Origin of the sequence: Rhizorhabdus phycosphaerae (genome assembly GCF_011044255.1) — a bacterium.
Classification (GTDB): Bacteria; Pseudomonadota; Alphaproteobacteria; order Sphingomonadales; family Sphingomonadaceae; genus Rhizorhabdus; species Rhizorhabdus phycosphaerae.
In genome coordinates this window covers 585,196-605,059 of sequence record NZ_CP049107.1, presented here as the reverse complement: position 1 = coordinate 605,059, position 19,864 = coordinate 585,196, and the positions used below count along the sequence as shown (strand labels likewise).

At 64.2% G+C, this 19,864-nt stretch carries 18 protein-coding genes; 14 read left to right on the top strand and 4 right to left on the bottom strand.

Translation table 11 applies throughout. The features are described from left to right. The first annotated feature begins 183 nt into the window (after nt 1–183). Nucleotides 184–1,455 carry an ATP-dependent Clp protease ATP-binding subunit ClpX gene (clpX, locus tag G6P88_RS02800; RefSeq protein ID WP_165321732.1) on the top strand — a complete coding sequence of 424 codons (1,272 nt, stop codon included), beginning with the start codon at nt 184–186 and terminating at the stop codon, nt 1,453–1,455. A 73-nt stretch (nt 1,456–1,528) separates the two neighbouring features. Here clpX and G6P88_RS02795 read toward each other — a convergent pair whose 3' ends face one another. Next, complete coding sequence (locus G6P88_RS02795; protein WP_165321731.1) at nt 1,529–2,512, bottom strand: tetratricopeptide repeat protein; 984 nt, start codon at nt 2,510–2,512, stop codon at nt 1,529–1,531. A gap of 188 nt (nt 2,513–2,700) precedes the next feature. On the opposite strand from G6P88_RS02795, the gene G6P88_RS02790 reads away from it, so the two are divergent. From G6P88_RS02790 to G6P88_RS02775, 4 genes are all read left to right on the top strand, one after another. Continuing rightward, complete coding sequence (locus G6P88_RS02790; protein WP_165321730.1) at nt 2,701–5,154, top strand: cyclic nucleotide-binding domain-containing protein; 2,454 nt, start codon at nt 2,701–2,703, stop codon at nt 5,152–5,154. Next, nucleotides 5,154–6,032 (top strand): hypothetical protein, encoded by an 879-nt coding sequence (locus G6P88_RS02785; RefSeq protein ID WP_165321729.1) that lies wholly within the window; start codon nt 5,154–5,156, stop codon nt 6,030–6,032. The genes G6P88_RS02790 and G6P88_RS02785 overlap by 1 nt, the downstream gene beginning before the upstream one ends. A 10-nt stretch (nt 6,033–6,042) precedes the next feature. Further along, a complete protein-coding gene (locus G6P88_RS02780) occupies nt 6,043–7,866 on the top strand; it encodes a cytochrome c3 family protein (RefSeq protein WP_165321728.1) in 1,824 nt (607 codons plus the stop codon). Nucleotides 7,867–7,992: 126 nt separating this feature from the next. Beyond that, a complete protein-coding gene (locus G6P88_RS02775) occupies nt 7,993–8,862 on the top strand; it encodes a phosphodiesterase (protein ID WP_165321727.1) in 870 nt (289 codons plus the stop codon). A gap of 15 nt (nt 8,863–8,877) precedes the next feature. Here G6P88_RS02775 and G6P88_RS02770 read toward each other — a convergent pair whose 3' ends face one another. Further along, nucleotides 8,878–10,326 (bottom strand): glycosyltransferase family 2 protein, encoded by a 1,449-nt coding sequence (locus G6P88_RS02770; RefSeq protein WP_165321726.1) that lies wholly within the window; start codon nt 10,324–10,326, stop codon nt 8,878–8,880. A 111-nt stretch (nt 10,327–10,437) separates the two neighbouring features. On the opposite strand from G6P88_RS02770, the gene G6P88_RS02765 reads away from it, so the two are divergent. The 5 genes from G6P88_RS02765 to G6P88_RS02745 all read left to right on the top strand — a co-directional run bounded on the left by G6P88_RS02765 (nt 10,438) and on the right by G6P88_RS02745 (nt 14,947). Then, nucleotides 10,438–11,013: a cytochrome b gene (locus G6P88_RS02765; RefSeq protein WP_165321725.1), complete on the top strand. Its 576-nt coding sequence runs from the start codon at nt 10,438–10,440 to the stop codon at nt 11,011–11,013. A gap of 63 nt (nt 11,014–11,076) precedes the next feature. Beyond that, on the top strand, nt 11,077–11,697 hold the full coding sequence (gene folE, locus G6P88_RS02760; RefSeq protein WP_165321724.1) for a GTP cyclohydrolase I FolE: 621 nt from the start codon (nt 11,077–11,079) through the stop codon (nt 11,695–11,697). Nucleotides 11,698–11,718: 21 nt separating this feature from the next. Further along, nucleotides 11,719–12,195, top strand: a complete 477-nt coding sequence (locus G6P88_RS02755; protein ID WP_165321723.1) for a hypothetical protein — start codon at nt 11,719–11,721, stop codon at nt 12,193–12,195. Beyond that, nucleotides 12,192–13,562 (top strand): cryptochrome/photolyase family protein, encoded by a 1,371-nt coding sequence (locus tag G6P88_RS02750; RefSeq protein ID WP_165321722.1) that lies wholly within the window; start codon nt 12,192–12,194, stop codon nt 13,560–13,562. The genes G6P88_RS02755 and G6P88_RS02750 overlap by 4 nt, the downstream gene beginning before the upstream one ends. 104 nt (nt 13,563–13,666) lie before the next feature. Beyond that, nucleotides 13,667–14,947, top strand: coding sequence for an SAM-dependent methyltransferase (locus G6P88_RS02745; RefSeq protein ID WP_165321721.1), 1,281 nt, complete (start codon nt 13,667–13,669; stop codon nt 14,945–14,947). Nucleotides 14,948–14,992: 45 nt separating this feature from the next. Here the strand turns inward: G6P88_RS02745 and G6P88_RS02740 are convergent, their stop codons facing one another. Together G6P88_RS02740 and purF are read right to left on the bottom strand one after the other, a co-directional pair. Further along, nucleotides 14,993–15,703 carry an SDR family NAD(P)-dependent oxidoreductase gene (locus G6P88_RS02740; protein WP_165321720.1) on the bottom strand — a complete coding sequence of 237 codons (711 nt, stop codon included), beginning with the start codon at nt 15,701–15,703 and terminating at the stop codon, nt 14,993–14,995. A gap of 16 nt (nt 15,704–15,719) precedes the next feature. Then, a complete protein-coding gene (gene purF, locus G6P88_RS02735) occupies nt 15,720–17,180 on the bottom strand; it encodes an amidophosphoribosyltransferase (protein WP_165321719.1) in 1,461 nt (486 codons plus the stop codon). Nucleotides 17,181–17,327: 147 nt separating this feature from the next. Here purF and hisI point away from each other — a divergent pair, with 147 nt between their 5' ends. From hisI to G6P88_RS02715, 4 genes are all read left to right on the top strand, one after another. After that, complete coding sequence (gene hisI, locus G6P88_RS02730; RefSeq protein ID WP_165321718.1) at nt 17,328–17,708, top strand: phosphoribosyl-AMP cyclohydrolase; 381 nt, start codon at nt 17,328–17,330, stop codon at nt 17,706–17,708. A gap of 99 nt (nt 17,709–17,807) precedes the next feature. After that, on the top strand, nt 17,808–18,221 hold the full coding sequence (locus tag G6P88_RS02725) for a MerR family transcriptional regulator (protein WP_282097778.1): 414 nt from the start codon (nt 17,808–17,810) through the stop codon (nt 18,219–18,221). A gap of 92 nt (nt 18,222–18,313) precedes the next feature. After that, a complete protein-coding gene (locus G6P88_RS02720) occupies nt 18,314–18,778 on the top strand; it encodes a DUF1465 family protein (protein ID WP_165321717.1) in 465 nt (154 codons plus the stop codon). 50 nt (nt 18,779–18,828) lie between these two features. Further along, nucleotides 18,829–19,860 carry a LacI family DNA-binding transcriptional regulator gene (locus G6P88_RS02715; RefSeq protein ID WP_165321716.1) on the top strand — a complete coding sequence of 344 codons (1,032 nt, stop codon included), beginning with the start codon at nt 18,829–18,831 and terminating at the stop codon, nt 19,858–19,860. The last annotated feature ends 4 nt before the right edge of the window (nt 19,861–19,864 follow it).

The following is a 19,864-nucleotide window of genomic DNA, read 5'->3' as shown; positions in this document are numbered from 1 at the left end:
CCCGCGATGGCGGCGGCAATGGCCCGACGTTGCGGTCTCCCGCATCGCGGCTTGCGTCCTTCCCGAAGGTACCCATATCGCTGGGGAACCGTCGGGGTGATCATCGCTTCTTAAGATGGTTGTGAGAAGGGGGAGGACGTGTTTAGGATGCGACCGATCCCCAGTGGAGTCAGGATCTAGTTTATGACGAAGTTGACCGGCGGCGACTCGAAGAGCACCTTGTACTGCTCATTCTGCGGCAAGTCGCAGCACGAGGTTCGCAAGCTGATCGCCGGCCCCACGGTGTTCATCTGCGACGAGTGCGTGGAACTCTGCAACGACATCATCCGCGAAGAGACCAAGGGTGCCCTGGTCAGCAAGAAGGATGGCGGCGTTCCCACCCCGCATGAGATCTGCGAACATCTCGACCAATATGTGATCGGCCAGGCGAAGGCCAAGCGGGTCCTCTCGGTCGCGGTCCATAACCATTACAAGCGGCTCAACCACGGCGCCAAGGGTGCCGAGGTCGAACTCGCCAAGTCGAACATTCTGCTCGTCGGCCCGACCGGCTCGGGCAAGACGCTGTTGGCCCAGACGATGGCGCGTCTGCTCGACGTGCCTTTCACCATGGCCGATGCGACGACGCTCACCGAAGCAGGCTATGTCGGCGAGGATGTCGAGAACATCATCCTCAAGCTGCTCCAGGCCTCGGATTACAACGTCGAGCGCGCCCAGCGCGGCATCGTCTACATCGACGAGATCGACAAGATCAGCCGCAAGGCCGACAATCCCTCGATCACGCGCGACGTGTCGGGTGAGGGCGTTCAGCAGGCCCTGCTCAAGCTGATGGAAGGCACCACGGCGAGCGTTCCGCCGCAGGGTGGCCGCAAGCATCCGCAGCAGGAGTTTCTGCAGGTCGATACGACCAACATCCTGTTCATCTGCGGCGGCGCCTTCGCCGGTCTCGAGAAGATCATCGGCGACCGTCTGCAGGGCAAGTCGATCGGCTTCGGAGCCTATGTCGCGGCTCCCGAGGAGCGGCGTACCGGCGAGACGCTGCAGCAGTGCGAGCCTGAGGATCTGCTGAAGTTCGGCCTGATCCCCGAATTCGTCGGCCGTTTGCCCGTCATCGCGACGCTGATGGACCTCGACGAGGAAGCGCTGGTCGAGATCCTGACCCAGCCCAAGAACGCTCTGGTCAAGCAGTATCAGAAGCTGTTCGAGATGGAGGGCGTCAAGCTCGGCTTCACCGACGACGCACTGGTGGCGGTCGCCCGCAAGGCGATCACCCGCAAGACCGGCGCGCGCGGCCTGCGGTCGATCCTCGAAGGGCTGCTGCTCGATACGATGTTCGACCTGCCGTCAATGGATGGCGTGGACGAGATCATGGTCGACAAGGACGTGGTCGAGGGCCGGAAGGATCCGGTTCGCGTGTTTTCGAAGAAGAACAAGGAAAAGGCTGGCGACGCCGCCTGAACCATCTTCTCCGATCAGAAAAAAAAGGGGCCCCGGGCGATCATGCCCGGGGCCCCTTTTTCATAATCGGTCGTCAGTTTTGCAGGCCTAGCGTACGGGCTGCTTCCTCGAACCGTGCGACCTGCGCCGCGTCGCCGGCGAATGCCGCCTTGGCTTTGGCGAGCGCCTGGCGAGCGCCGTTCGGATCCTTGAGCACAAGCCGGGCGCGCATCAGGCGTATCCAGCCATCTGCATCGCGCGGATTATCCTCCAGCCTTGCGGCGAGCCGGGCAACCATGCCACGAGCCATCTCGTCCTGCTGGGTCGGGGTCATACGGCTTGCCGCCTGCAGGTCGGCCGAACTCGGGCCCGGGATTCCTGCCGCCGCGATCTGGCCGCCCGCGCCGAGGGACGCAGCGGCTTCGCTCTCTGCGGCAGGCGCGGCGGGCGCGATGGGCTTCATCCTGCCGGCGATATCGATGCCGTGCTCCTTGGAGATGCGTTCCGCCAGATCACGCACCGGCTGCAGCCACGGCGCGTCGGCGGGGCTCTCGTTCACGATCGCAACGAGATCGTCGAGCGCCTGCTTATGGCTGCCGCTTTCGTTCTTCTCGATGGCCAGGAAATAGCGGGCGCGGAAGTCCTTGGGGTCGAGCTTGAGCGCGGTCTCGAAGGACTTGTGCATCTCGGGGGTGATCCGGCCTGGGCCGGTCAGCACCTGGACCTCGCCCAGCGCGGACCACGCCTCGGCGTCCTTCGGGTCGAGTTCGACCGCGCGGGCATAGGCCTTCACCGCGTCCGGATAGCGTCCGACATGATAATAGGCCTGTCCCAGAAGGTGCCAGCCGCGAGCATCCTGCGGATTGTCCTTCAGCTTCTTCTCGAGTCCGGAGATCATAGTCTCCACCTCGGGAACCGCGGTCGCCTCAGCCGTCGGCGTCGTGCTGTCGTCTTGGCCGGCGCGGGACCGGAGGACGGCTACCACGACCGCTGTCAGCGCGACCAGCGCCGCCAGAATGAGCGCGACCCGCGCGAACGGCAGAGAAAAGCCCTTGTTCGGGCCACTGTCCTTCGTCACATTTCTCTCCAGAATAGAAGGCTATGGGCTTTGACAGCCTATGCTAAGGAAAGTCTAGCGGAACGCGTCGAAGCTGATAGAGTGGTTTTGGGGCAGACGTAGCGTTTTCCGGAGGGCAGCCGGGGAGAGCCTATGTCGAGACTTGGCCGCTGGCTCGGCGGCGAGGGAAAACGGGGCAGGGGGAATCAGTGGCGGATACCTACCGGATAGCCATCGTTGGCTCTGGGCCGGCGGGGCTCAGCGCTGCGGCACACGCAGCGAAGCTCGGGCTGTCGCACGTCCTTCTCGAGAAAACCGACCACCTTTCCGATACGATCTACAAATATCAGAAGGGCAAGCATGTGATGGCCACGCCGAGCCAGCTCGTGCTGCGCTCGGACGTGGATTTCGACGCCGGCAAGCGTGAAAAGATTCTGGGCATCTGGGACGAGCAGGCGGCCGCCGTGGGCATCAATGTCCGCCTGAAGAGCGAGGTAAAGGCCATCACCGGGCAGAAGGGCGACTTCACGCTCCTGCTGACCGACAAGACGGAGATCAAGGCCGAGGCGATCATCCTGGCGATCGGTACCCAGGGCAATCCCAACCTCCTTCGCTGCCCGGGTGCAGAGGGCAGCGGCGTCACGGTCCAGTATCAGCTCGACGATCCCGGCGAATATGTCGATGAACATATCACCGTCGTCGGTTCGGGTGACGCCGGTATCGAAAATGCTCTCGGCCTCGCGCAGGACGTCGCGCAGGGCAATATCGTCACCATCCTGAACCGCTCGGCCGATTTCAGCCGCGCCAAGGGGGCCAACGTCAAGCTGCTGATGCAGGCGCGTGACCAAGGTCGTATCAACGTGATGACCGATACGGCCCCCAACCGCATCGAAGCGGGCCATCTGGTGCTCGACACGCGCGATGGCGAAGCGCGCATCCGCTGCGACCGCATCATCGCCCGCATGGGCTCGGCCGCGCCGCGCAAGTTCATCGAGGAATGCGGCATCCAGTTCACGAGCGCCGACCGCGAGGCCTTTCCGACGCTGTCGCCGCAGTTCGAGACGACGAACCCCGGTATCTATGTGATCGGTGCTCTGGCGGGATATCCGCTGATCAAGCACTGTATGAACCAGGGCTATGACGTCGTTGAGTTCATCAACGGCAATACGTCGCTCAAACCCGCTGACGAGCCCATTCTGGAAGGCAAGTTCGTCAACCTGCCGGTTCGCAAGTCGGTCGACGAGTGGCTCGAATTCATCCGGACGCAGGTGCAGATCCTCAACGATCTGTCGCCTCTGCAGATGCGGGAGTTCATGCTCGACTCGGACGTGCGCTTCTACGGCAAGAACGAGATCATCTTCGAGAAGAACGCCCCCGGATCCTCGCTGTTCTGCATTGCGCAGGGATCGGTCGACATCCCGTTGCCCGATGGTCGCTCGACCGGCATCGTCATTCCTGAGGGTTCGATCTTCGGCGAGGTCGGCCTGGTGTCGGGCCGCCGTCGCGGTTCGACCATCCGCTCGATCGCCGAGACGATCGTGGTCGAGATTCCGCGCAACGCGATCCTTAAGCTGATGGCCTCGGTGCCCGGCGTGAAACGTGCGGTCACCCGTATCTCGACGGAGCGTCAGTTGCTCCAGATGTGGCAGTCGGGGCTCCAGTCGGCCGACCTCGCTGAATTGCTCGAGACCGCCGAGATCAAGGGTGTCCGGGCCGGCGAGGCGATCTTCCGCGAAGGCGAGGAGGGGACCGACGTCTATGTAATCCGGTCGGGTTCTGTCGTCGTCGAGAAATCGATCGGCGGCAAGCCGGTGTTCCTTTCGTACGTCCCCGCGGGCAATTATGTCGGCGAGCTCGAACTGTTCGACAATGGCATCCGCAAGCAGACCGTCCGCGCGGCGGTGAAGTCCGAGGTCATCAAGCTCGACGGTGCTGCCTTCCATCGCCTGCTTGAAGCAAAGCCCCAATTCTTTGCCCGCGCCAGGACAGCGATCGGGGAGCGCGAGGATCTCGCGTCGTTCATCGAAGCGAAGAAGGACAGCTTCGCCACCGTCGTGGACATGTATAGCTCGATCGCCAATTTCCTCGTCGACAATGGCGTGGGCGAGGCGACCGACGTGCTGTTGATCGACGAAAATCTCTGCGTCGGCTGTGACAATTGCGAAAAGGCCTGCGCCGACAGCCATGAAGGCATTTCGCGGCTCGACCGCGAGGCGGGGCGCACCTTCGCACACCTTCATGTGCCGACCAGCTGTCGTCACTGCGAGCATCCGCATTGCATGGCCGACTGCCCGCCGACCGCCATCCATCGCGGACAGGACGGCGAAGTCTATATCGACGAGACCTGCATCGGCTGCGGCAATTGCCAGCGCAACTGCCCCTACGGCGTGATCCGGATGGAGAAGGAGCCGCCGAAAAAGCCGAGCCTGTGGAAGTGGTTCCTGTTCGGGCAGGGCCCGGGCCCAGGCGAACCCAGCCATGAATGGGCCTATGCCAATGCGACGCCGGGTGTCGAAAAGGCAAAGAAGGCCGTGAAGTGCGACATGTGTTCCGGGATCGAGGGTGGGCCGAGCTGCGTCCGCGCCTGCCCGACCGGCGCCGCGATCCGCGTCGCGCCCGAGGAATTCCTGACAGTCGCCCGTTTGCAAAGGGATGATGCCTGATGGCGAGCAAGCCTCTTCGTCAGGCGACCTCGGGTCGCGAGCGCGCCTCGGATCATGAGGGCTTTCTTCGATTTCAGCGCTACAAGTGGCTGAAGATCGCAGCGGCGATCAGCCTTCTGTGCCTGTTCGTCTACGCGATCAACGACGTTCAGCCCAAGCCGAACGGCGGCAGCATCTACGGCTATGTAACTGGTACGGCCGGCGTCGCCTTGATCCTGTGGCTGTCGATGCTCGGTGTTCGCAAGCGCGCGATCACGCCCGGCCGCTGGTCGCTGAAGGCCTGGACCTCGGCGCATGTCTATCTCGGACTGGCGCTCATCTTCATCGGCACGCTGCACACAGGCTTCGACTTCGGCTGGAACGTCCATACGCTGGCCTATGTGCTGATGCTGCTGGTTATCGCCTCGGGCGTGTTCGGCATCGCAGCCTACGCTACACTGCCGCAGGCGCTCTCCGCGAACCGCGGCGAGACGACCCAGATCCAGATGCTCGACAATCTGCGGATGATCGACCGCCAGTTGAACGAAGCTGCCCAGCCGCTCGATGCGGAAGGCGCTGCGATCGTACGCATGGCGCTTGAGGACGATCCCTTCGGTGGCGGCCTCGTCGCCCGGTTGACGGGGCGCTATGGACGGTGCGGAACGCGCGCGGCACTTGCGGCGGTGCGCGAGCACAAGGGGCGGCAGGAAGCCGCTGCGGATCCGCTCGACCATGTGGAGATATTGCTCGAGCGGAAGAAGTCGTCGCTATCGCGCATCCGCAAGCATCTGCGCTACAAGGCGTTGCTCGAAATCTGGCTCTATGTGCACGTGCCGTTGACCTTCGCCCTGATCGCGGCGTTGCTCGTCCACATCGTTTCCGTCTTCTATTACTGGTGAGATCGCGCAGATGAGCTTCATCGTTCGCACGGTAGCGCGCACCGCCGACGGGCGTGACATTGTCCGGCCCAAGAGATTCGACCAGGCCGAGCTGAGCATCGGCCGCAGTCCTTCCAGCGACATTCACCTGCCCGATCTGGCGGTCGTTTTGAATCACGCCGTGATTCGCCTCGTGTCCGGGGGGATGATCGAGGTCGCGGCGACGGCCGGGATGCCCTTCGTCGTCGACGGCAGGTCGACCGAGCATCAGCGCTTCGCTGTATCGCCTGGCGCCAATGTCCGGATCGGCAGCCATTCGCTGACGATCGAGCCGGGCGAGGGCGAGGAACAGGGCCTGGTCATCGTGACCGTCGAGCGCGTAGGCGCGATCTCCAACGCCTCCGAAGAGAAGGAGGAGGCACGAGTCTTCTCGCTCGCTGCCGTTCTCCCGGGAAAGCGCGCGCTCGCCTGGGCCGGCGCGTTGCTGGTTCTCGCGCTGTTTCTCATCTGGCCGCTGACGTCGATCAACACCCAGCCAACCGACGCGACCCGCAAGGTCGCGTTCCATGCCGATGAGTTCTGGACTTCCGGAAAGCTCTCCCGCGCCCACAAACCGCTCGAGAACAATTGCCAGGCCTGCCACGTCAAGCCGGGCGAGTCGGTCCGCGACAGCGCCTGCATCGCTTGCCACACCACGGTCCACGATCATGGCGACCCGGCCAAGTTGAGCGGCGCCAAGGGCCCGGTCGGCATCGTGACGGGAACCAAGCAGTTCGTCGGGGGCTTTTTCGGGATCAAGCCCGGCCGTTGCGTCGAATGCCATACCGAGCATCAGGGCGAGACCGCCATGCCGGTGACCGACGAGCGCTTCTGCACGACCTGCCATGATGGGATGAGCAGCCGGATCAAGACGGCGCTGAAGGATGCGTCCGATTTCGACGAGCATCATCCGCAGTTCGCGCCGACGGTCCGGTCGATCGGCCCGAACGGCCTACCGATGTTCAGCCGCGTGTCGCTCGACCAGAATCCGAAGGAATATAACGGGCTGAAATTCCCGCACGACATCCACCTTTCGAAGTCCAACGGCGTCGCGCAGATGGCGAAGACACTGGGCAAGGCCGAAGGCTATGGAGCACCGCTGGACTGCGCCAGCTGTCACGTTCGCGACGCGACCGGGGCCAGCTTTGCGGCCGTCGATATGGAGCCCGCTTGCGGCGCATGCCACTCGCTCGCCTTCGACCGGGTCGGCGATACCGTCCGTACGCTGCGCCATGGCGATCCCGCGCAGGTGATCGCCGATATTCGCGCCTTCTATCGCGGCGGTGCTCCCCGCGCTCCGACGCTCACGGGCATGGAGCGCAGGCGTCCCGGCGACTTCACCGCGTCCGCGCAGCGCGTCAATGTCGCGCCGACCAGCGCGTTGCATGTGGGCACTGCGGATCAGGCGATCCGGTCGGTCTTCTCCAAGGGCGGGGCCTGCTTCGACTGTCACGTGATCCGCGAGACGGGCAACCGGGCGACCCCCTTCGCGGTCGCTCCGGTGAAGTTGACGAGCCGCTATCTGAAGAAGGGCTGGTTCGACCATTCGGCGCACGAGACCGAGAGCTGCACCAGCTGCCATGCTGTGAACCTGTCACGGTCGGCGAACGACGTGAACCTGCCTAAGCTGTCCACCTGCCAGGAATGCCACGGCAGCCAGGATGCCCATAAGGAAGTGCCATCCTCCTGTGCGCTGTGCCACGATTATCATCGGACCGAATTCGCCCCCTCCGCTGTCCGCAAGAGCCGCGAACGGGGTAAGGCTGCGGAGCATATCGAGGAAAAGGCGCTCAAGCGCGCGGGAACGGGAGTCTGAACGGAGCTTTACCCTCTTTTACGATCGGCTGTGTAGGAGATCACAGCGGCCGTTCGCTGGTCGTGGTGACCTTCAGCGGCGTTTGAGTTGGGCCGAGGGTTTTTCGGCGGAGTAGAGGGTGCTTTCATGCTGTTCGCGCAATTGACCGACTTGCACATCGGGTTTGAGAAGAACAACCCGGACGAGTTGAACTTCCGGCGTGTCGCGGCAGCGATAGACTATGTGAAGGGCCTCGCCCTGCCGCCCGACCGTTTGTTCCTGACCGGTGATCTGACCGACCATGGCGACCGCGAAAGCTATGAGCGGCTGCGCGATCTGATCGCCAGCTGCGCTTTCCCGGTTCACCTCTGCACAGGCAACCATGATGATCGCGCCGCAATGCGCGAAGTGTTTCCCGACCTTCCGATGCAGGACGGGTTCGTCCAATATGTGATCGACGAGCCGGGCGTCCGCATCATCGTCCTCGACACTCTCGACCCAGGCCACCATGGCGGGGCCTTCTGCCATCGTCGTTCGGCGTGGTTGAAGGCACGCCTCGCCGAGGTCCCCGGACTGCCTGTCCTGATCGTCCTGCACCATCCGCCGATCGAGACGGGCATTCCCTGGATGACGGCCCACCCAACCGAACCCTGGGTCGTGATGCTGGACAAGGCGATCGGCGATCGGCCCAACGTCACGATGATAACGGGGCATATCCATCGTTCGATCACGACCCAGTGGCATGGCCGCATGCTGGCGGTCGCTCCGTCGACCGCGCCGCAGGTCGCGCTGGAAATGGCGCCGATCGATCCGGCCTGTCCCGACGAGCGGCCGATGATCGTCGCTGAACATCCAGGCGTCGCCCTTCATCTTTGGAATGGCGAGGGATTCGTCACCCATCACGCGCAGGTCGGCGCACCCGACGTGCTTGCCCGCTTCGACCGTCGGCTTCAGCCGCTCGTCCAGGCGCTTGCGGAGGAGCATGAGGCCGCGGAGCCCGGCGCCGCGGCTGCCTGATCCGGCGTCGCCGGCCTATTCGGCCGGCGCGCGTGCCAATATTCCGCCGCGCCTGGCCGATCCCCAGGTCGAACTGCGGCCCAGAAAGGCGATCCAGCCCCAGGCGGCGCCCAGATGGCGCAGCAGCTGGAAGCTGAACGGCTCGATGAAGGAAGCGAGGAGGACGCGGCTCCAGCCCTCGGGCAGCATGCCGCCCGACCAACGCCGATAGAGCGCGATCGACCAGAGATGAAAGCCGAGGTCGATGATGATCTTCGCGAGCATGGCGATCAAAATCGGCCCGACCACCGGCAGCCTGCCTGCGATCAGGAATTTGGCGAGCAAGGCGAAAGCGACGAGGCCGTAGAGTGGCTGCACCGTGTCGAGCGCCTTGACCGGCAGCATCATCGTTCCGAGCCGTCCGAAGCGGGCATTGCCCACCATGTCGCGGTTCCAATATTGCGTCTGAAGAAAGCCGCCGAACCAGCGGCGGCGTTGCCGCAGAAAAGTACCGATCGTCCCCGGGGCGTCGGTACTGGCAAGAGCTTCTCCCAGCACGCGGATCTTCCAACCGAGATCGTGATCCACCGACCAGCGGTGCAGCCGGTGGATCAGTTCATAATCCTCCACCAGGCAATCCGGATCGAAACCGCCCACCGCGACGACGGCGTCGCGGCGGAAGCCAGCGAAGGCGCCGGATATGAGCAGGAGCCCGTCGACCCGCATCCAGGCGAAGCGCGATATGAAATTGCGGACATATTCATAGGTCTGGAACCATTCGAACAGCCGGCCGGACAGGCTGCGATCGCATATCGGCCGCAGCAGCCCGGTCGCGGCGACCAGCGCCGGTTCGCGGTGGAAGGCCGTCCGCATAGCCTCGATCGCATCGGGAGCGAGCAGAGTGTCGGCATCGACCGTCAGCACGATCTCGCATTCGACCCGTTCCAACGCGGCATTGAGGGCCCGGGCCTTGCCGCCGTGGGGAAGGCGGATCCAGCGGAGCTGCGGCACGCGAGGCGACTGGGCGACGTCTCCGATCGAGACATGCTGATAACCGAAACTGGCCCGCATTCGTTCTGCGGTGTCGTCGGACGAACCGTCGTCGACGATCCAGATCTGGTCGGGGGGCGATGACTGGCGCAGCAAGGCGTGAACGGTCGTCTCCAGCACCGCCGCTTCATTATGGGCGGCAACCAGGACCGCGAGGTCGGGTGCCTTGCCTTGCGGCGAGCCCGTTGGCCGGAGATGGCGAAGCGGCGCGATCCGCGAGCCGACGAACATCAGCAGAAGAGTGTCATAGCCGAGATAGGCAAGCCCGACCGACCAGGCGAGCACGCCTGACTGGTGCCAGGCCTGGGTCGTCAGCAAGACCAGTAGCAGCAGGGCGCCGCCATGAAGCGCGACGCTGGCCGGCGTCACGGGGCGGCGGTTCAGTCGCGGGGAAAAGGCGAGAAAGCGGTTTCGCAGCGTGTCGGCAGTTTTCATGCGCGGGGTTGTTTCCGAAACGACATAGGGTCGATATGCACCGACAGACAGGTTGCGAGCCCTATGGGCGTCGCGTTTCTGCGGTGCAATACGAACTTGGGAGCATGATCGATGGCGGATGAACCGGGGCTTGCGGGCCGCTATACGACGCCGGCGATCGTAGCCCATTGGCTGATTGCGGTGCTCATGATCGGCAACCTCGTCCTGGGCCTCTTCGCGGAGAAGCTGCCGGAGGCGGATATCCGTTTCGCGATCGATACGCACAAGTCGCTGGGGATCACGGTGCTTGGCCTCGTTCTCCTGCGGATACTGTGGCGTCTGGGCCATATGCCGCCGCCTTTTTCAGCGGGCATGGCGACGTGGGAACGGGGCCTGGCGCATGTCGCCCATTTCGGGCTCTATGCGATCATGCTGTTCATGCCGCTGACGGGCTGGATGCACGACAGCGCCTGGAAGGCGGCACCCGAAGTCCCGATGAAGTTGTTCGGGCTGTTCGAATGGCCGCGACTGTCCTTCATCATGACGCTTCCCGACGCGCAGAAGGAGCGCCTCCACTCCCTGCTCGGCGAGATGCACGAAATTGGCGGTTATGCGTTGATTATCCTGTTGATCCTGCACATTGCAGGCGCATTGAAGCATCAGTTCATAGACGGTCATCCCGAATTTCGACGGATGTGGCCACGCTAATATGCTTACATTCGTACGGACCATGGGCTATTCGGTCCGCAAACGAACAAGATGGGATGGTGGATGTCTGATATTCGTGACCATGGGGCGGCAGATGGCAACGCATTGCCGCAAAAGCTGGAAGTCCCGCAGGATGTTCAGGAGGCGATTCGTACGCTGATCCGCTGGGCCGGCGACGACCCCGACCGGGAAGGCTTGCTCGATACGCCCGCTCGCGTGGGTCGGGCATGGCGGGAATATTGCAAGGGCTATGAAGAAGATCCTTCGCTGCATCTCAGCCGCACCTTCGAGGAGGTCGGGGGCTATGACGAAATCGTCCTGCTGAAGGACATTCCGTTCCAGTCGCATTGCGAACATCATATGGCGCCGATCATTGGGCACGCCCATATCGCCTATCTGCCGCGTAACCGGGTGGTCGGCATCTCCAAGCTCGCGCGCGTGCTGCAGGGCTTCGCGCGTCGGCTGCAGATCCAGGAAAGGCTCACGGCCGAGGTGGCGGACTGCATCTGGCACCATCTGGAACCTGCCGGGGTCGCGGTGGTCATCCAGGCCAGCCATGCCTGCATGACTGCGCGCGGCGTCCGCACACCGGGCGTCGGGATGACGACGAGCCGGATGATGGGCGTCTTCCGTGAAGATGACCGCAGCCGTAAGGAAGTGCTGAGCCTGATGGGGCTCGGCTGATACTCTGCATATGAGGTGGTGATGAAGCATGGTCTCCTGCTGCTGACGATGTTGCTGCCCGCGATCGGGCAAGCGGCAGTCCCCGCCAAGCCGAAGCCGGCCGAGGCGACGGCGCCGAGGGCCCCGGCCGCGGCCCCGTTGCCGCTGGTCCCCGGCTCGAGGAAGATCTCGCTGTCGCCCGAGGGACGCACCATCGCGGCGCGCGTGTTCGGCGAAGCCGATCCGCGCACCGGGCAGATTCAGACCGAGTTGGGTCAGCTCAAGCAGCAGAAGCTCGACGTCGTCGGCGCCGCGTCGATTGATGTCGACAAGCTGGAGGCGATCGTTCGCAAGGAAGAGCTTTTGCAGAGCGAGCTTCGCACCCGCCAGAATGACCGTCTCCTGTCTCTGCTCAGGGCCTTGCCCGAAGGGGACAGGGCGGCGCTGGTGCAGGCGCTCGTCAACCCGGCCAAGCCTCAGAACTCAGGCGGACCCGCGCCCGCCAAGCCCGCAAATTGAAGGCGCCATCGCTCGTCTGGTTTCGCCAGGATCTGCGGATCGCCGACCAGGCGGCCGTGGCCGAGGCGACGCAGGAAGGCCCTTGGCTCGGCGTCTATGTCCTCGACGACGCGGTCGCGGGGCATTGGTGTATGGGCGGCGCGCAGCGCTGGTGGCTGCACCACAGCCTGACGGCGCTTCAGGAGAAGATCGCCGAGCGGGGCGGGAAGCTGATCCTGCGATCGGGCGACACGCTGGACCATCTGCGTGACATCGCGGAGGCGGTGGGTGCCCGGCGGATTCACGGCCTTCGTCATTACGAGCCCTGGTGGAAAGACCTCGAAGCGCGCGTCGGCAAAACGTTCGATCTCACCCTTCACGACGGCACGCGTCTCGCCCCGCCCGAGGGCGTGCTGACCGGATCGCGTGGGCGCTACCGGATCTTCACCCCGTTCTGGCGCGCGCTGAAGGAGCAGATGCCCCCGCCCAAGCCATCGGCAGCCCCCGCAAAGTTCGAAGCGCCCACGGCGTCTTTGCGGAGCGAACCGCTGAAGGCGTGGAAGCTCCTGCCGACCGAACCCGACTGGTCGGGCGGGTTTTCCGGGTGGACGCCGGGCGAAGAAGGGGCGCGCAAGGCGCTCGATCATTTTCTGCCCAGGCTCGATCGCTACGATCATGATCGCGACATGCCGTCGGTCGATGGCGTTTCCCGCCTGTCCCCGCACCTGCATTTCGGGGAGATTTCGCCCGCGACCTTGTGGTTCAAGGCGGCAGCCCGGTCACGGGCCAATGCCGAGCCCTGGCTTCGGCAGATCGCCTGGCGCGATTTCTGCGCCAACATCATCGACATTCAGCCTAATTATGGCGACGCCCCGGGTCGGGACGCATTCGGGGATTTTCCTTGGCGCACCGGTGCCGCCGCCGACAAGGATTTTCACGCCTGGACCCGGGGGCGCACGGGCTATCCGATCGTCGACGCCGGAATGCGTGAGCTCTGGGCGACCGGCTTCATGCACAATCGCGTGCGGATGATCGCCGCGTCCTTTCTCATCAAGCATCTGCTGATCGACTGGCGCCGGGGCGAACGCTGGTTCTGGGATACGCTGCTCGACGCCGACTATGGGAGCAACGCGGTGAACTGGCAGTGGGTGGCCGGATCGGGGTTCGATTCCAATCCTTTCGGGCGGATCATGGCACCGCTCGTCCAGTCGCCGAAATTCGATGCCGGCGGCTATATCCGTACATGGGTTCCGGAGATCGCGATGATCAAGGGTGATGCCGTTCACGACCCTTATGAAGCGGGCCTGTCCCCGCCCGGCTATCCGCGCCAGATCATCGGTCACAAGGAAGCCAGGGCGCGGGCTCTCCCGGCGGCGCAAAGCCGCTGACGGATATTTCTCGCTTCTTTGCAACAAAGCCTCTCGCGGCTCCGTAAGCCTGCATATAAGCGGATCGGACCGCGCCGAATTGGGGATAGGACGGACAGATTCGAATGAATGCCGAGCCGCCGCTGCGGGGTCAGCACCTGCTTCTCGCCGATCGCCGTTTCGCTACCGGGGCCAGCTGGCTCGCGCGACTGCTGTCGCCCGGTTTTCAACGGCTCCTCGACACGATCGATCGGGGCCTTGAGGAAGGCGCCATCGAGGCGACCCTGCCGGATGGCAGCTTTCGCGTCCTGGGCGGTCGACGGCCGGGACCGGTCGCGGTGGTCGAACTGAAGACCTGGCGACCGCTGGTCCGGCTCGTCACGACCGGCTCGGTGGGCTGGTATCGCAGCTGGGCCGAAGGCGAATGGACGAGCCCCGACCCGGTTCCGATCTTCGACCTGTTCATGCGTAATCGCCATCCGCTCGGCGAGCTCGGACGGGCACAGGGACCGCTGCGCCTGTTCAATCTCGTCTGGCATGCCTTCCGGCGCAACAGCCGCGCCAATGCCCGCAAGAACATCGCCTTCCACTATGATCTGGGCAACGACTTCTATGAGCAGTGGCTCGATCGGACGATGAGCTACTCCTCGGCGCTGTTTGCCGAACCGATCGAGGCAAGCGAGAGCCTGGAGGCCGCGCAGCATCGTAAGGTAGCGGCGCTGCTCGATCGCCTGGACCTCCGCCCCGGCTCGCGCCTGCTCGAGATCGGTTGCGGGTGGGGCGGCCTCGCCGAGATCGCTGCTGCCGATTATGGCGCCGACGTTACCGGCATCACGCTATCGGTCGAGCAGAAGGCCTATGCCGATGCGCGCATAGCTGCTGCAGGACTGTCTGACCGGGCCCGGTTCGAAATCTGCGACTATCGCGACGTTCCCGGCCAGTTCGACGCCGTGGCCAGTGTGGAGATGGTCGAGGCCGTGGGCGAGGAATATTGGCCCGCCTATATGGAAGCGATCGCACGCGCGCTGAGGCCGGGCGGTCGGGCGGCTATCCAATATATCGACATCGACGATGCGATCTTCGAAAGCTATCGCACCGACGCCGACTTCATCCAGACCTATATCTTCCCTGGTGGCATGCTCATTTCCGAGAGCCGATTCCGTGCGGCGGCCGAGAAGGCCGGGCTACGCTGGGAGCAGGACAGCCTGCACCGCTTCGGCTTGCACTATTCGGAAACGCTGCGCCGTTGGCGGGAGAGCTTCGACCGGGCGGTCGCCGCCGGAGCCCTGCCCAAGGGCTTCGATGACGCCTTCGTCAAGCTGTGGCGCTTCTACCTGATGTATTGCGAGGGCGGGTTCGCGGGCGGCGGGATCGACGTCGTTCAGGTGACGCTGGTCAAGCCCTGAGCCTGCATGATCGCTGAGGGGGAGGGCGACCGCTCGCCCTCTTCCTCAGGCTTCGACGCGGATGCGCTTGCCGGTCTCGTATTCTTCGGTGACCAGAGCCAGGATTGCGTTTGCCACCGTCTCGGGGCTCTTAAGCGTCGACTGGTCCTCGCCCGGATAGGCCTTGCGGCGCATGGCCGTGGCCGTGGCGCCCGGATCGACGATGGCGACGCGAACTGCGCTGATGTTGGCATTCTCCGCGCCATAAGCGAGCAGGAGATTGTCGAGCGCCGCCTTCGATGCGCCATAGGCGCCCCAATAGGCACGTGGCGCAGCGCCGACGCTGCTCGTGACGCCGATCAGCCGACCCGCTTCGCTGGCGCGCAGCAGCGGATCGAAGGCCGCGATCATCTGCTGCTGTGCCATCACGTTGAGCGTGAGCAGGCGGGCAAATTCCTTGGCGTCGATCGCGGCCACCGGCGCAAGCGTGCCCAGCATGGCTGCGTTGAGGACGAGGATGTCGAGCGACGACCAGCGTCCGGCAATCGCCTCGGCCAGCCGGGCGATGCTGTCATTCTCCGCCAGATCGACCGGGGCAATGGTGGCGCTGCCACCCGCCTTGTGGATCCGCTCCTCGACTTCCTCCAGGCCGCCCGCAGTCCGGGCGACGAGGATCACATGGGCGCCAGCCGCTCCAAGGGCTTCCGCCGTGGCGGCACCGATGCCGCGCGAAGCGCCCGTGACGAGCGCGGTCTTCCCGGAAAGGGCGTTGGTCATGCGAAAGTCCGTCGGTTCAGGCGACGACGCGCTCGCCGTTCAGCGCGAGCTGATCGGTCGGCGTCATTTCCTCATGGTCGGTGAGATGCGTCGGATAGTCGCCGGTGAAGCAGGCGTCGCAATAGGTCGGCGCCGTGTCGTCGCGCGAAGGCTCGCCCAGCGCCTTGTACAGGCCGTTGATCGACAGGAACGCAAGACTGTCAGCACCGATATAGGAGGCCATCTCGGCGACGTTCATCTGCGCCGCGAGCAGCTTGGCGCGCTCTGGCGTGTCGACGCCGTAGAAGCAGCTGTGCCGGGTCGGGGGGCTGGCGATGCGCAGATGGACTTCGCGTGCTCCGGCATCGCGGAGCATCTGCAGGATCTTCACGCTGGTCGTGCCGCGCACGATCGAATCATCGATCAGGACGAGCCGCTTGCCATCGATCAGGGCTCGGTTCGCATTATGCTTCAGCTTCACGCCCAGATGGCGAACCTGGTCGCCGGGCTGGATGAAGGTGCGCCCGACATAATGCGAGCGGATGATGCCGAGCTCGAACGGAATGCCCGACTCCTGAGCATAACCGATCGCGGCCGGCGTTCCCGAATCGGGCACGGGAACGACGAGGTCGGCGTCCACAGGGCTCTCGATCGCGAGCTGGGCACCGATGCTCTTGCGAACCGAATAGACCGACGAGCCGTCGACGATCGAGTCGGGGCGCGAGAAATAGACATGTTCGAAGATGCAGGGGCGGGGGCGCATCTCGGCGAAAGGGCGGATGGAGCGTATGCCCTGTTCGGACACGATCACCAGCTCGCCGGGTTCCACCGACCGCAGGAAGGTCGCTCCCACGACGTCCAGCGCGACCGTCTCGGACGCAAAGATATAGGAATCGCCGACCCGGCCGAGGACCAGCGGGCGAACGCCCAGCGGATCGCGACACGCGATCATGCCCTCGGGCGTCATGCAGATCAGCGAATAGGCGCCCTCGACCTGCTTGAGCGCATCGATGAAACGATCGAGCAACGTGCGATATTTGGACATCGCGACGAGGTGGATGATCGTCTCGGTGTCGCTCGTCGACTGAAAGATGGAACCGCCACGAACGAGCTCGCGGCGCAGCTTCATCGCGTTGGAGATGTTGCCGTTATGCGCGATCGCGAAGCCGCCCGAGGAAAGCTCGGCGAACAGCGGCTGCACATTGCGGAGAGCCGTTTCGCCGGTCGTCGAATAGCGGACATGCCCGCAGGCGACTCGGCCCGGCAGACTCCGGATCACCTCGTCCCGGTCGAAATTGCCGGCCACATGGCCCATCGCACGATGGGTGTGGAAGGCATGGCCGTCCCAGCTCGTGATGCCGGCAGCTTCCTGCCCCCGGTGCTGCAGGGCGTGAAGCCCCAGAGCAACCATGGCTGAGGCCGTCTCGGCGCCCCAAATCCCGAATATTCCGCACTCTTCGCGCAGTTTGTCGTCGTCAAAAGGATGCGTGGTGAGCATCGCGAAATCCCATCGCGTTGGCCGGATAGCGGCGCATATAGTCACAGGCTGAGCGTTTGTCGCCCCACTGTCACAAGTTTATTCTGAACCCTGCGGAATTCGAGGCAGGCTCTTGCCTGAAGGGCCGCTTTGGCTCATCGGCACGGCATGGAACAGGACCGTGAAAAGGGCGCCAGGCTGCTGCCCCGTTTCGATGCCGCCGGACTTATCACGGCGGTGGTGACCGATCACAGGACCGGTGAAGTGCTGATGCTGGCCCATATGAACGCCGAAGCGCTGCAGGCCACCGTCGCGACCGGCGAGGCGACCTTCTTTTCGCGCTCGCGCAACCGGCTGTGGAAGAAGGGCGAGACGAGCGGCAACGTCATGCGCGTCGTCGAGGCGCGAATCGACTGCGACCAGGATGCCGTCTGGCTGCAATGCGAACCGGCGGGGCCGGCCTGCCACACCGGTCAGCGGAGCTGCTTCTATCGCCGCATCGAAAGCGACGGCGAGACGCTGGAAGACGTTCATTCTGCAGAAAAGTGAAGCCGCTTAGACTAAAGTTGCAATCGTTTGTGTAACTGCGATTGCAGCGCCGGGCCCGCCTGCCGTACGGGCAAGGGATAGTCTTGTGAGGTATGAGAAGTGGCTTCCAACAGTGCATCCGCCGTCCGCCACCGGGACGAGCACACCCCCGACAGTTTCACAATCTCGGAGATGTCGCGCGAGTTCGACATCACGCCGCGCGCGCTGCGCTTCTATGAGGAAGAGGGGCTGATCGCCCCGCGTCGCGAAGGTGCGGCGCGCATCTACTCGCGGCGTGACTGGCGGCGCGTGGGGCTGATCCTGCGCGGCAAGGCGGTCGGCTTCAGCCTGGACGAGATCGGCGAACTGCTCGATCTCTATGATCCGCGCGACAAGGGCGCGGCCCAGCGCGCGGCGGCGAAGCGCTACTGCGAACTCAAGGAAGACGAATTGCGGCGCCAGCGCGAGGCGATCGAGTCGAAGCTCGGCGAACTCCAGCGTTTTGCGGTGCAGCTCGACGGCAAATGTAACTGAATTCCCGACATTCGTGGTTAACGACGGCGAAAGGAGGGGCGTTAACCCTCTTTTCGTTTTCGGCCGTGCGGGACCCATGTCATGTTCGACTCATGAACGATGGTCCTCGGGAGATTCGGCTGCGTGGCAGGCTCGTGGAGAGCCTCTACACCGAAGCCATGCTGCTGGCTGACGAGGCCCGGGCCTATTTCGAGCATCGTGGCCGCGAGGATCGCGAGACGCTGGACCCGCTGGGCCGGGTCACGATGAGCTGCGAATCGCTCAAGGTCACCACGCGATTGATGCACGTGCTCGCCTGGCTTCTGACGGAGCGGGCGATCGAGCTCGGCCAGATGAGCGACGAGGAGGCGCTGGCCTCGGCGCGGCGCCTCGGCGATGCAGCCGGCTCCGAGCGGATTGTCCTCGATGGATTGCCAGCCCAGGCGCGGATGCTCGTCGAATCGAGCCTCGACCTCTACGCGCGGGTCCGCCGCCTCGAAGGCGAGGCACCCGATCTGCCCGGCCCTGCCATCAGCCCCGCCCTCAGCCTGCTGGACCGGCTCGAACGGGCCTTCTAAGGAAGAGCCCTGAAAGCTGCGGCCGATCCGGCCGCCCAAGGGGCGCATCAATGCCAAATGACGTGAAGTCTGGAGCCAGGGGCAAGGGCGCGGTTAGCAGCATATCCGATCTGGCGCGCCTTGCAGGCGTTTCGGCGTCCACCGTTTCGCGGGCTCTTGCCGGCAGCAAGATGATCAGCCTCGACACGCGCACCCGGATCAATGCGCTGGCCCGCGAGCATGGGTTTCGTCTGAACCAGATGGCGCGAAACCTCCGCCTGAAGCGGACCAACGCGATCGGGATCGTCTTCCCGCTGGGGCATGAAGTCGGCCAGCATGTCTCCGATCCCTTCTTCATTACGATATTGGGCCATGTCGCCGATGCCGTGACCGATCGCGGCTATGACCTGCTCCTCACGCGCGTCATTCCGACCGACAAGCTATGGCTCGATTCGCTGGCCAATTCCGGCCGGCTCGACGGTGTGATCGTGATCGGCCAGTCGAATCAGGAAGACGTGCTCGAGGAAGCTGCGGACAATTATTCGACGCTGGTCGTCTGGGGCGAGTTTGCCGAGGGCCAGAAATATTGTTCGGTGGGCACCGACAATGTCGCCGGGGGACGGATCGCCGCCCGTCATCTGATCCAGAAGGGCAGGCGCCACATCCTGTTCGCCGGCCATGCCGACGTTCCCGAGATCAGCGCACGCTATACGGGCTTTCTCGATGCGCATCGCGAAGCCGGGATAGAACCGGCAGGGGTATTGCCGGCCTCGCTGACGCCGGAAGGCGCCTATCAGCTGTTCGCGGATCATCTCGCGGCCAATCGCGCTCCGGACGGCATCGTCGCCGCCTCGGACGTCATCGCGATGGCGGCCGTTCGCGCGCTGGCCGACCGGGGACTGGCCGTCCCGGCGGACGTTTCGGTGATCGGCTATGACGATGTCCCGACCGCCGCGCAATTCAGCCCGGCACTGACGACCATCCGTCAGGACATCAGGCGTGGCGCATTCGAGATGGTCGACCGGCTGTTCCGCCGGATCGCCGGGGATGCCTGTGACTCGGTCGTGATGGAGCCGGAACTGGTGCTGCGCGCTTCGGCCTGACCCC